This window comes from Bradyrhizobium sp. A11 (assembly GCF_042077125.1).
In the GTDB taxonomy this organism is placed as follows: domain Bacteria; phylum Pseudomonadota; class Alphaproteobacteria; order Rhizobiales; family Xanthobacteraceae; genus Bradyrhizobium; species Bradyrhizobium japonicum_B.
Map to the genome: position 1 here is coordinate 76,763 of NZ_CP149509.1, position 12,433 is coordinate 89,195.

Genomic DNA, 12,433 nt, shown 5'->3' on the forward strand with positions numbered 1-12,433 from the left:
AGCGCACAAGGCTTCGAGGCGGGGTCCACCGCTTTTCGGGCGTGTTTCACTGGGCATGAGACATCCCTTCACTCATGCTGCATCGGCGAATCGAAGGCCGCTGCGGCAGATCGCGCGAGTTCCGCGCAGGATCGTCGCGAAAGGCTGGAAGGCGGGGATGGTCGATCTCTTCAGCATGTTCCGTCGGCGCCCCGCCAAGCGCGGCCGGCCAGGATTTGCGCGGCAGGACATCACCGCGCTCGGCGACAGTGTCGGCGGGCTCGTGACCAGCCCGATCCGCGACGCGCCGCCGCTCGCCCGCGGCCAGACGCGTGCGCCCGATCAGTTCCAGGCTGACTATCAGGGCGGCTACGAAGCCGACTATCAACCCGAGCCGCGTCCGCAGCCTGTCCACCCCGTCAGGGCTGCCGGCAGGTCCAATGGCGCCGGCGCGCCGCAGCTGCTGAAGCGGCCGGGTTTCCTGGCGGTGCATAGCGTGGAAAAGGCCTTCGGCAGCCGCCAGGTGGTGCGCGGCGTCAGCATCTATGTGCGCCGCGGCGAAGCGGTCGGCCTGCTCGGCCCGAACGGCGCCGGCAAGACCACCGTGTTCTACATGATCACCGGCCTGATCAAGGCCGATCGCGGCGCGATCGAGCTCGACGGCCACGACGTCACGAAACTGCCGATGTATCAGCGTGCGCGGCTCGGCATCGGCTATCTGCCGCAGGAAGCCTCGATCTTCCGCGGCCTCACCGTCGAGCAGAACATCCGCGCCGTGCTCGAAGTGGTCGAGCCCTCGCGCAAGAAGCGCGAGCAGCAGCTGGATTCCCTGCTCGACGAATTCAACATCACGCGGCTGCGCAAATCGCCGTCGATCGCGCTGTCGGGCGGCGAGCGCCGCCGCGTCGAGATCGCGCGGGCGCTGGCGACGCGGCCGAACTACATGCTGCTCGACGAGCCCTTCGCCGGCATCGACCCGATCGCGGTCGGCGACATCCAGGACCTCGTCCGCCATCTCACCAATCGCGGCATCGGCGTGCTCATCACCGACCACAATGTGCGCGAGACGCTCGGCCTCACCGATCGCGCCTATATCGTCTATGCCGGGGAAATCCTGACGGAGGGGAGCCCGGATGAGATCGTCGCCGATCCGGACGTGCGCCGCCTTTACCTTGGCGAGGAATTCCGCCTCTAGCCCGTTTTTGCGTTTCGTCAAGACATGTACATCGGGCCTGGACTAAGATAAGCAAAAATCGGACCAATTTTTGGGAACGGTTCTTGCTTCATGGCCCTCACGCAGAGATTAGAGTTCCGGCAATCGCAGTCACTGGTGATGACGCCGCAGCTGATGCAGGCGATCAAGCTGCTGCAATTGTCCAATCTCGATCTCACCACCTTCGTGGAAGAGGAGCTGGAGCGGAACCCGCTGCTGGAACGGGCCAATGACGAGGCCCCCGCGGGCGAGACCCCCGGCGAGGCCAGCCAGTACGGCGCGGGCGAGGAGGCCGGCGGCCAGGGAGAAGGCCACGGCGACGGTCTTGCTGACGACGGCTTTGGCGGCAGCGCGGACGGTTTCGAGGCGGGCCAGGAAGAATGGATGAGCAAGGATCTCGGCACCCGCGCCGAGATCGAGCAGACCCTGGATACGGGCCTGGACAACGTTTTCTCCGAGGAGCCCGCCGAGGCTGCGGCGCGCAACGCCCAGGACGCCGCGCCGACCACCTATACGGAATGGGGCGGCGGCGCCTCCGGCGACGAGGATTACAATCTCGAAGCCTTCGTGGCCGCGGAGATGACGCTCTCGGACCATCTCGCCGAGCAGCTCTCGGTGGCCTTCACCGCGCCGGCGCAGCGCATGATCGGCCAGTACCTGATCGACCTCGTCGATGAGGCCGGATATCTGCCGCCCGATCTCGGCCAGGCCGCCGAGCGTCTTGGCGCATCGCAAGCCGACGTCGAGGCCGTCCTCGCCGTGCTGCAGAAATTCGATCCGCCCGGCATCTGCGCGCGGAGCTTAAGCGAATGCCTCGCGATCCAGCTCCGCGAGCTCGACCGCTACGACCCCGCGATGCAGGCTCTCGTCGAGCATCTCGATCTGCTCGCCAAGCGCGACATCGTGGCCTTGCGCAAGATCTGCGGCGTCGACGACGAGGACATCGCCGACATGATCGGCGAGATCCGCCGCCTCAATCCCAAGCCCGGCATGAAGTTCGGCTCGGCGCGCATGCAGACCATGGTGCCCGACGTCTATGTCCGCCCGGGTCCCGACGGCGGCTGGCATGTCGAGCTCAACAGCGACACCTTGCCGCGCGTGCTGGTCAACCAGACCTATTATTCCGAGCTGTCGAAGAAGATCGGCAAGGACGGCGACAAGTCCTATTTCACCGACGCGCTGCAGAACGCGACCTGGCTGGTGCGCGCGCTCGACCAGCGCGCCCGCACCATCCTGAAGGTTGCAACCGAGATCGTGCGCCAGCAGGACGGCTTCTTCACCCACGGCGTGGCGCATCTGCGCCCGCTCAATCTGAAGGCCGTCGCCGACGCCATCCAGATGCATGAATCCACGGTGTCGCGCGTTACCGCCAACAAGTACATGGCGACCAATCGCGGCACGTTCGAGCTGAAGTATTTCTTCACGGCCTCGATCGCCTCGGCCGACGGCGGCGAGGCGCATTCCGCCGAAGCGGTGCGCCATCACATCAAGCAGCTGATTGATTCGGAAGAGCCCAGCGCGATCCTGTCCGACGACACCATCGTGGAACGCTTGCGCGCCTCGGGCATTGATATTGCCCGCCGCACGGTCGCGAAGTACCGCGAAGCCATGCGCATTCCTTCCTCGGTGCAACGCCGCCGCGACAAGCAGAGCGCCCTTGGTAACGTCCTCTCCACCGCCTTGTCCGATCGCTCGCGCAACCCCGAACCGGCCTGATTGCGCCGGCGCGAAATCGCGCTACTCTCGGCTCCCCTTTGCAACCGATCCAGGCACGCGCATGATCCGGAAAAGTGCACGGCGGCTTCCTCTCCCGACCAACGCGGAAAGTGTTCGTGGGGAGATCATGCGCAGGGAACGACTTCGGCTGCGATGACGTCGTCGCAGCCGAGGAGCAAACCAAGCGAGGCATCCATGACCCTTCGGATTTCGGGCAAGAGCATCAGCGTCGGGGAGGCCCTGCGCGGCCGCGTTGCCGATCGCACCGACGAGGTGCTGCGCAAATATTTTGACGGTAATTATTCCGGCCACATCACGCTCAGCAAGGACGGCTTCGGCTTCCGCACCGATTGCGCCCTGCATCTCGATTCCGGGATCACACTGGAGGCCGATTCGAACGCGCCGGATGCCTATGCCAGCGCCGACCAGGCGCTGCTGATGATCGAGAAGCGGCTGCGCCGCTACAAGAACCGGCTCAAGGACCGCTCCGCCCGCAAGGCCCATGTCGCCTCCGAGGCCATGGCTGCGCTCGACGCGACGGCTTACGTGCTCGAGGCGCCCGGAGAGGACGAAGAAGAAGTCACCGGCTACAGCCCCGTGATCATTGCGGAGCAAACCACGTCGTTGAAGCAGCTCTCGGTCAGCGAGGCGGTCATGGAACTCGACCTCAGCGGCGCACCTTGCCTGGTATTCCAGCATGGCTCCTCGGGCCGGGTGAACATCATTTACCGCCGGGCGGACGGCAATGTCGGCTGGATTGATCCACCGGGGGCCAAGGTGGACGGCAAGGTCGACGGCAAGCCGGGCGGTTAGGCCAGGGCGGACGTCCGTACGATTCCGGGCCTTAACAATGACCGCGGCAAAGCCGCACGCGGGAGTTGGCACCGGGATTGCGTTGGAGTAGAAGCCCCCCACATCTGGATCGGGCTAAGTCCGCCTCCTGCTTCATGTTATTGACGCCGGCCCGGCTTGGTCTATCAAGCGGGGCCAAATCGGAACCTGACGGTTTAATTCACCTCGGAAAGCCTCCATGCCGATTACCGATCTGGTCGCACCCGAGGCGATTCTCCCGGCATTGAAGGTCAACAGCAAGAAGCAGGCCTTGCAGGAGCTCGCGGCCAAGGCCGCCGAGCTGACCGGGCAGAACGAGCGCTCGGTGTTCGAGGTGCTGCTGCAGCGTGAGAAGCTCGGCACCACCGCGGTCGGCTATGGCGTCGCCATCCCGCACGGCAAGCTGCCCAAGCTCGAAAAGATCTTTGGCCTGTTCGCGCGGCTCGACCGCCCGATCGATTTCGAGGCCATGGACGGCCAGCCGGTCGATCTGGTCTTCCTGCTGCTCGCGCCCGAAGGCGCCGGCGCCGATCACCTCAAGGCGCTCGCGCGCATCGCCCGCCTGCTCCGCGACCAGGACATCGCCAAGAAGCTCCGCGCCTCGCGCGATGCCCAGGCGATCTATTCGGTGCTGGCGTTGCCGCCGGCGACCGCGGCGTAAAGTCGACTCCACCGCCTCACACCGTGACGATCGAGACTCTCTGTTGAGGCGTTGAACTCTCAGCGTCGTCATGCACGGGCAAGCCCGGGCATGACGACGAACTTTTCGAAGCCGCTCACAACGAAAACGGGCACGCCTTCCTGCGAAGTCATGCCCGATCGAATTGCTTCCTGCGAAGCGCGTGCTCAGCGCACGCTTATCGCTCATTGCTACAGGCCTTGGCTGCAGCGGCTTCGCGGCGTGCGCGACCGGCTAATCCGAAAGCCGCTCCAGCAAGTCGCGCACCAGCCCTTGCAGAAGATCGAGCTTGTAGGCCGTCATCGGCAATGGTTTGGCACCCGCGCTCGCCGCTTTCGCCGCTTCTGCAATCGATGCCGCATCGACTATCCTGCCGCTGAGCTGGGCTTCCACCGCGGTGAGGCGAAGCGGCACGGGTGCGACGCCGCCAGCAGCGAGACGCACGAGCTGGAACCTGCCGCCTGCGATCACGACGCGGGCGCAGAGCTCCACCAGCGGCCATTCCGCATAGGTCCGGCTGATCGCCCGCCTGTAGGACGCGCGCTCGCCCTCGAGCGGAGCAGGAAGCGCAACGCTCTTGATCATCTCGCCGGCTGCGAGTGTATGATCGGCGTGCGCGACCGAGCCGTCGCCGAGCAGGCCGGCAATCGTCAATCCGCTACGCCGGTCCGTGGTGATGGTCGCATCATAGGCGAGCAGAGCCGCCGCCATGGTGGAGGGATGCGGCGCGACGCAGTCGCCGAGATCGAAGGCAACACCATAGAGATGATTGCCGGACCGGGCAGGGCAGGTGCTGCCGCCTTTCTTCAGGCAATCGATGTCGGCCCGGCGGAAATACCAGCAGCGTGAACGCTGCGCGAGATTGCCGCCGAGCGTTGCAACGTGGCGCACCTGTGGCGTGGCAAGGCCTTGCGCGCTCGCCACAACACCGGGATAGGCAGCGGCGATGCGCGCATCCGTCGCGACCATGGCGATGGTGGTCAGCGCGCCGATCCGGGCGGCTCCGTTGGCGTCCCAGGTGATCGTCTTGTCGCCGGTGGCCGTGATATCGATCGGCATTCCCTGCGACACCCCGCTGCGGCGGCGTTCGCTGAAGTCGGTACCTCCGGCGCGGAATTCAGGCGCGGGCTTTGCAGTAGGGTTGGCGGTCATGACGGCGACACTCATGCTGCATCCCTCCCTTTCAGCGCGGCCACCAGCCGATCGGGCCGGAATGGAATTTCGGTCAGTCTGACGCCGATCGCATCGCGGATGGCGTTGGCGATCGCGGGCGAGGTCGGCACGGTGGCGACTTCGCCGATGCCGACGCTGCCGCCCGGCACATGCTCGAAACCGGCCTCGTCGAAATGCACGTCCAGTTTCGGCATGTCGGCAATTCCCGGAATGCGGTAGTCCTCCATGCTGCCGCTCAGGATGTGGCCGCTCAAGGGATCGGTCTCCCGCGACTCATAGAGTGCGTAGCCGATGCCCTGGATCACCGCGCCCGCGGCCTGGCTTCGCGCCAGCATCGGCGCGGCGAGCTTGCCGATCGCGAGGCCCGTATAGGCCTTGAGCACGCGCACATGGCCGAGCCAGGTATCGACCTCGACCTCCATCACCTGCACCGAGCTCGGCACGCCGGCGCCGACCACCATGTGGTTCATCAGGCGCAGCACCCAACCGAACACCCGGCCCATGATGCCCGCCTCGTGCAGCGCGGGCCTGACCCCGGGCGGCGGTTTGCCGTCCTCCTGGCGTTTCGCCGACACGGTGATATCAGGGGAAGCCGCGATCATCTCGCGCCACGGCGCGTTCGAGCCGGGAGCAGGTGTGCGAGACGCGGAGCGCTTGATTTCCGCTTTCAGCTTGTCGATGGCGAGCAAGGTTGGCGGCACCACCGAGGCGGTGACGCGGCTGCCGCCGGAGCCCGGCCCGGGGGGCAGGTTGGAGCGGCCGATGCGAACGTCCACATCCTGCGGCTCGAGATCGAACGCCTTCGCGACGGTGTTGGCGATCACGCTGCGGGTGCCCGTGCCGATATCCTGCACCGCGCAGCTTGCGACGATGCGGCCGCCCTTGATCGCGAGTTCGACCGAGGAGCCGGTCTGCCAGAGATAGAGCCAGTAGCCGGTGGCGACGCCGACGCCGCGCCGGTAGCGGCCGGTCTGCGCGGCGGCCGGCTTGCGGTTCTTCCAGACCTCGAGGCCGGCCGCCCAGTCGTACAATCGCTGGCGGTTGGGATCGGGGTCCCAGAGCTTGCGCAGGTCAATCGGATCGATCTTCATGCGCAGCGCCGCTTCGTCGACCGCCTGCTCCAGCGCAAACGACATCGGCGGACCGCCGGGGCCGCGGAATGGCGCGCCGGGCGGCAGATTGCTGAGCACGTCGAAATCGACGAGCTCCTTGGCTTCGGCTGGATAGATCAGCCGCGCCAGGCCCGCGATCAGCGAGTTCACGGCCGCGCCGGTGTCGGCATGGGCAGTGAGCGACAGCGCCTTGAGACGGCCTTCCGCCGAAGGCAGCAAGGACAGCTTCAGCTCGGCGGCCGGACGATAGCCTGTGACGGAAAGCTCCTCTTCACGATCGAACGCGACGCGCACCGGCGCCTTCGCGGCGCGCGCAAGCTCGATCGCGGCGATGGTCTCCAGCCCAACGCTGCCCTTGGAGCCGAACCCGCCGCCGACATGATCAGCGATCACACGTACCTTGTCGTGCGAAAGGCCGTAACGCTTGGCGATCTTCTCCATGCTCTCGTGAATGGCCTGGGTCGAGATGTGCACAATGAGCTGATCGCCATCGAACCTGGCCACGGCGGCATGTGGTTCGAGGCTGGCGTGCTGTTGCGTCGAGACGCGGAAGGTCTCCTCGACCAGCAGCGGATTGCGTTGCGCCCGCGCCTCGTCGAGCCAGCTCTTGGCCTGCTTGGCCTTTTGCGAGAACGGCGCCGAAGGCCCGCGCACATTGCCCTTCCACGACACCGGAGCGCCGCCGGCGCCCTCCGACACGTTGCCGGCACGCTTGCGGTCCTTCTTTTCGAACACGACGGGCGCATCGTCGCGTCGCGCTGCATCGAGCCCGATCACCGCGGGCAAAGGCTCGGGCTTGAAGCTGATCGCGGCGATTGCCTTCAGTGCGGTGCGGCGATCCTTGGCCGCGACGGCTGCAATCGGCGCGCCGACGAAGCGGACCATGTTGTCATCGCCGAGCAGCGGAACGACCGCGGCAACACCGGCAATGGCGCGCGCCGGTGCCAGATCGAGCCCGGTGATCCTCGCATGCGCGACGTGCGCGCGCAGGATGACGCCTTCGAGCTGGCCGTCATGGTGGATGTCGACCGTGTAGCGGGCCAGTCCCGTCACCTTGTCGCGGGCTTCCAGCCGCGGCGCGATGGGCTCGTTGCCGTCGAAGCGGCCCACGCATGCTTCGGCGACGGCGCGATAGATGCCTTCATAGGCGCCGCAGCGGCAGAGATGTCCCGATAGCGCGGCGGCGATCTCCTCGCGCGAGGGAGTCGCCGCGCCCTTGGTCGCGCGCCAGCTGTCATGGAAGGCGGTGGCTTCGACGACGAAGCCGGGCGTGCAGAAACCGCATTGCAGGGCATCGTGCGCCATGAACGCCTTCTGCACCGGATGCAATCCGGCCGCTCCGACGCCCTCGATGGTCGTCAGCGATTTGTCGGCAGCCGCCTGCGCCGGCAACAGGCAGCTCACGACCGGCGTGCCGTCGAGCAGCACGGTGCAGGCGCCGCAGACGCCGGAGCCGCAGACGAATTTGGTGCCGGTAAGGCCGCCATCGCGGATCACGTCGATCAAGAGCGCATCCGGATCGTCGGGCAGCGCCAGAGGCCGTCCATTGATGGTCGTGGTGGTCATGTTCGAACTCCCGTTTTGCGAAGGGACTTCTTTGCGGACGGCGCCATCGCGCCGGCGATCAGCATGCGCAACATGGTCTCGAGCTGCTTCAGGAACGCGTCGACCGGCTGCATGGAAGGGAAAGCGGATTTGGTGCCGTGGATCGCCATCTCGACGCAGCGCGCGAGCTCGCGCACGCTGACGCCGCTTTCAAGCTTGAGCTTTCGCTTGCGGCACACCCGCGCGATCGTGGTTGCGATCTCGTCGGCGAAACGGTTGGAATAGCTCTGGTAGAGGTCGCGCGCCTGCGCGAGGTGCTCGGAAAACAGCTCCTCGGTGTGGGGCGAGTCCTTGAGCGAAGCGAGCAGCGACTGCATTCGCGCGCCGATCTCGGCGACCAGGATGTCGGCAAGATCGAGGCCCGCTTCTTCCGCCGCCTTCGCCGCCGCGATTTCGGCGGCGAGCCCCTGCGCGTAGATCCGCTCGAGCACGGCGCGAAACAGCGCCTCCTTGGAGGCGAAGTGATGATAGAGCGCCTGCCGCGTCAGTCCGGCTTCCTCCGCCGCCAGCTCGATCGAAGAGCGGCGGAAGCCGTGGCGCCGGAACACGCGCAAGGCGGCGTCGAGGATCCGGTCCTGGGGAGGGGCCTTGGCCTGCATTTTGTCAGATTTGACAAGTTCGAATGAACTGTCAAATCACGGATTGATGAGGGTCTCCTGCGCGCATGAGCCAAGAGCCGCCCGACGCGCAGAGGAATCGCATTTGAGAGCTTTTTCCCGCGTCCATCCTTCGAGACGCCCGCTTGAGGCGGGCTCCTCAGGATGAGGTCGGAGTGTGCGGCAGCAGTCTCGACGGGCACTGATGCTGATTAGCCTCATCCTGAGGAGGCGCGTCAGCGCCGTCTCGAAGGACGAGGCGTGCGCGCAGACCGCCGCCACAAGTCATATGCGATAGCTCCGCACGCGGGCGGGACATCGCCGAATTCCCGTTGGCTGGCGGTGGCGACGCGAAAACATCACGTCTCAAACGAAAACGGGCATGCCTTCTTGCGAAGGCATGCCCGCTTGAAACCCTAATCGTGCGACGTGCGCGCGCTTTAGTGCACGCTCACCGCTTGCAGTTCGTTGCTCCAGGCGTTGGCGACCGCGGCTTCGCGGCTGTCGGTCAGCATGATCGGCGTGCCGTCGGCGGCGTGGAGCGCGAAGAGCTTGAGGCCCGGCGCGATTTTCGGCGCTTCGGGAAACAGGCCCGGCACGTCTTCCGAGCGGATCTGCTTCACATAGGCGATATGGCCTTCGCCGAGGGTTGCCAGCGTCTCCGGCGAGACGTTCTTGGCTTCGTATTCGAACGCAACGTGACCTTCACTCATGGTCTCGACTCCTCTGGAACACTAAGCGGTCGAGTCCGCTACTCGTTCCATTATTCGTGCTCATTGATAGCGATTGTCTTAACGATCCTCTCCGGTTCAGGCCGGGCCAGATCGATCGACAACAGCCCGTTCTTCAGATCCGCACCCAGCACCAGCATCCCCTCCGCCAGCACGAAGGTGCGCTGGAAGTGGCGCGCGGCGATGCCGCGATGGATGTATTGCCGGGACTTGTCGTCCTGCTGACGCCCGCGGATCACGAGCTGGTTTTCCTCAATGGTTACATCGAGTTGGTCGCGCGTAAATCCGGCGACCGCCAGCGTGATGCGCAAGCGCTCGGGCTGGCCGTCCGATCGGTCGCACCTCTCGATATTGTAGGGAGGGTAGCCGTCGGCGCCTTTGACGACGCGGTCGAGCACGCGCTCGATCTCGTCGAAGCCCAGAAGGAACGGACTGGATAACGTGGGAACACGAGACATAGTTTACAAAGTCCTCGCAGAAGCGACTTTGGTGTGTCGGGGCCCGCAAGTGGCACCCCTTGATCAGCAATATGGGCATGTTCCCGTGTGGGTTCAAGCAGGTAGCCGGGACGCTGTGGATGAGCGATTCAGCCCGTGGCTCCGGCCGATATCAGTGAAGTGCTTCCGGATCGTCATGGCCGGGCTTGTCCCGGCCATTCACGACCTTGCTCGTTGCGCCAAGAACGTGGATGCGGGCCTTCGCCGCGCCGAAGCGGCTTCGGCCGCGCAGGCGGGACAAGCCCGGGCATGACGAATTTTCGAATGAATTTCTCGAACGAAAACAAGGCCCCTTCTACTGTGCATGGGGTTGTTTTCGTAGTTTTTGGTTTGGAGGGCCTCGGAACCCCTCAGGCTTCGAGCCGCTTGCGCCCGTCGCCACTGAACAGGTGCAGCTTGTTGCGCACCGCCGCGACCCGGATTTTCGCGCCGATGGCGGGGGCGTCGGTTCCGGGGATGCGGACGATGATCTCGCCGGGCGGCAGCTCGCCGGGGGTGGCGGCGACGTGCTGCTCTTCCTGCTCGCGGCGGCCGTAGACGAAGGTTTCGGCGCCGACATGCTCGATCGCTTCCACGGTCAGCGGCAAGGCGACGCCGCCGGCCGGGGTCTGGTCGGTGATGACGAAATCTTCCGGGCGGATGCCGAGAATGCCGGCGTCGGCCGCCGCGCTGCCGGCGAGCTGCGAGCGGATCTCCTCGGGCCGCGTCGACATCAGGTTCATCGGCGGTGCGCCGATGAAGGAGGCGACGAAGGTGGTCGCCGGCTTCTCGTAGATCGCCAGGGGATTGCCGACCTGCTCGACCTGGCCGCCGTTCATCACGACGAGAATGTCGGCGAGCGTCATCGCCTCGAGCTGGTCGTGGGTGACGTAGATCGACGTCGTGTTGAGCCGGCGCTGCAACTTGCGGATCTCGACGCGCATGGCGATGCGCAGCTTGGCATCGAGGTTGGAGAGCGGCTCGTCGAACAAAAACACCTTCGGCTGGCGCACGATGGCGCGGCCCATGGCGACGCGCTGGCGCTGGCCGCCGGAGAGCTGGCGCGGCTTGCGCTCCAGCATCGATGTGAGCTCGAGCACGCGCGCGGCTTGCTCGACGCGGGTCCTGATCTCGGCCTCCGCCATGCCGCGGTTGCGCAGGCCGTAGGCCATGTTGTTGTACACGCTCATATGCGGATAGAGCGCGTAGTTCTGGAACACCATGGCGATGTCGCGATCGGCGGGCTCGATCCCGTTGACGATGCGGCCGCCGATGTCGATCTCGCCGCCGGTGACAGTCTCGAGGCCCGCGACCATGCGCAGCAGCGTGGACTTGCCGCAGCCGCTCGGCCCGACCAGCACGCAGAACTGTCCGTCGCCGACATCGACGTCGACGCCCTTGATGGCTTCGAAGCCGCCGGGATAGGTCTTGCGGACGTTGCGCAGGGTGACGTTAGCCATCAAAAACTCACTTGTTACTTTTCCGTCTCGACCAGTCCACGCACGAACAGCTTCTGCATGACGACGACGACGAGCACCGGCGGCAGCATGGCCAGTACGGCGGTTGCCATCACGATCGGCCATTCGGTCAGCGCGTCGGTGGTGGTGATCATCTTGCGGATGCCGATCTGGATGGTCTGCATATCGTCGCGCGTCGTGATCAAGAGCGGCCAGAGATATTGATTCCAGCCGAGGATGAACAGGATCACGAACAGCGCCGCCATGTTGGTGCGCGACAGCGGCAGCAGCGTATCCCAGAAGAAACGGAAGGGGCCGGCGCCGTCGATGCGGGAGGCTTCCAGCAGTTCGTCCGGCACGGTCATGAAGAACTGGCGGAACAGCAGCGTCGCGGTGGCCGAGGCGATCAATGGCAGCGACAAGCCCGCATAGCTGTCGAGCATGTGCAGGTCGGCGACGATCTTGTAGGTCGGATAGATGCGCACCTCGACCGGCAACATCAGCGTGATGAAGATCAGCCAGAACAGCGCCATCCGGAACGGAAAGCGGAAATACACGATCGCATAGGCCGAGATGATCGAGATCGCGATCTTGCCGACCGCGATCAGGAGCGCCATCACCAGCGAGTTCAGCATCATGTTGCCGACCGGCTCGCGGGTCGAGCCGCTCGTGCCGACGAAGATGTCTGGTAATAAGTCTGGAGGAAATGGCCGCCGGGCAGCAGCGACATCTGGCCGTTGGCGATCACCGCGTTATCCTGCGTCGACGCGACGAAGGCGAGGTAGACCGGGAAGGCGACGATCGCGATCCCGATCCAGAGGATGATGTGGGCGATGTAGCGCCGAAAGCCTTCTTCCTCGACCAT

Annotated in this window: 10 protein-coding genes and 1 pseudogene; 4 read left to right on the plus strand and 7 right to left on the minus strand. The window is 65.4% G+C overall.

Features of this window, described 5'->3' with window-relative positions; all coding sequences use genetic code 11:
- The first annotated feature begins 157 nt into the window (after positions 1 to 157).
- The 4 genes from lptB (at position 158) to ptsN (ending at position 4,400) form a co-directional block, all read left to right on the plus strand.
- On the plus strand, positions 158 to 1,174 hold the full coding sequence (lptB, locus tag WI560_RS00400; RefSeq protein ID WP_375308967.1) for an LPS export ABC transporter ATP-binding protein: 1,017 nt from the start codon (positions 158 to 160) through the stop codon (positions 1,172 to 1,174).
- A gap of 90 nt (positions 1,175 to 1,264) precedes the next feature.
- The gene (gene rpoN / locus WI560_RS00405) at positions 1,265 to 2,908 is read left to right on the plus strand and encodes an RNA polymerase factor sigma-54 (protein WP_375306453.1); all 1,644 of its coding nucleotides are present in this window, start codon (positions 1,265 to 1,267) and stop codon (positions 2,906 to 2,908) included.
- 195 nt (positions 2,909 to 3,103) lie between these two features.
- Positions 3,104 to 3,721 (plus strand): ribosome hibernation-promoting factor, HPF/YfiA family, encoded by a 618-nt coding sequence (hpf, locus tag WI560_RS00410; protein WP_257179043.1) that lies wholly within the window; start codon positions 3,104 to 3,106, stop codon positions 3,719 to 3,721.
- A gap of 217 nt (positions 3,722 to 3,938) precedes the next feature.
- Positions 3,939 to 4,400: a PTS IIA-like nitrogen regulatory protein PtsN gene (gene ptsN, locus WI560_RS00415; RefSeq protein ID WP_008141251.1), complete on the plus strand. Its 462-nt coding sequence runs from the start codon at positions 3,939 to 3,941 to the stop codon at positions 4,398 to 4,400.
- 252 nt (positions 4,401 to 4,652) lie between these two features.
- Here the strand turns inward: ptsN and WI560_RS00420 are convergent, their stop codons facing one another.
- From WI560_RS00420 to ugpE, 7 genes and pseudogenes are all read right to left on the minus strand, one after another.
- Positions 4,653 to 5,585, minus strand: coding sequence for an FAD binding domain-containing protein (locus tag WI560_RS00420; RefSeq protein WP_375306454.1), 933 nt, complete (start codon positions 5,583 to 5,585; stop codon positions 4,653 to 4,655).
- Complete coding sequence (locus WI560_RS00425; RefSeq protein ID WP_375306455.1) at positions 5,582 to 8,269, minus strand: molybdopterin-dependent oxidoreductase; 2,688 nt, start codon at positions 8,267 to 8,269, stop codon at positions 5,582 to 5,584. Before WI560_RS00425 ends, WI560_RS00420 begins: the two co-directional genes overlap by 4 nt.
- Entirely contained in the window at positions 8,266 to 8,907 is a 642-nt protein-coding gene (locus WI560_RS00430) for a TetR/AcrR family transcriptional regulator (RefSeq protein ID WP_375306456.1), read from the minus strand. Before WI560_RS00430 ends, WI560_RS00425 begins: the two co-directional genes overlap by 4 nt.
- Positions 8,908 to 9,344: 437 nt before the next feature.
- The gene (locus WI560_RS00435; protein WP_011083553.1) at positions 9,345 to 9,617 is read right to left on the minus strand and encodes a DUF1150 domain-containing protein; all 273 of its coding nucleotides are present in this window, start codon (positions 9,615 to 9,617) and stop codon (positions 9,345 to 9,347) included.
- A 50-nt stretch (positions 9,618 to 9,667) separates the two neighbouring features.
- Complete coding sequence (locus WI560_RS00440) at positions 9,668 to 10,093, minus strand: Hsp20 family protein (RefSeq protein WP_028133593.1); 426 nt, start codon at positions 10,091 to 10,093, stop codon at positions 9,668 to 9,670.
- 389 nt (positions 10,094 to 10,482) lie between these two features.
- A complete protein-coding gene (locus tag WI560_RS00445) occupies positions 10,483 to 11,571 on the minus strand; it encodes a sn-glycerol-3-phosphate import ATP-binding protein UgpC (protein WP_375306457.1) in 1,089 nt (362 codons plus the stop codon).
- Positions 11,572 to 11,585: 14 nt separating this feature from the next.
- Positions 11,586 to 12,433: pseudogene (gene ugpE, locus WI560_RS00450) on the minus strand (sn-glycerol-3-phosphate ABC transporter permease UgpE).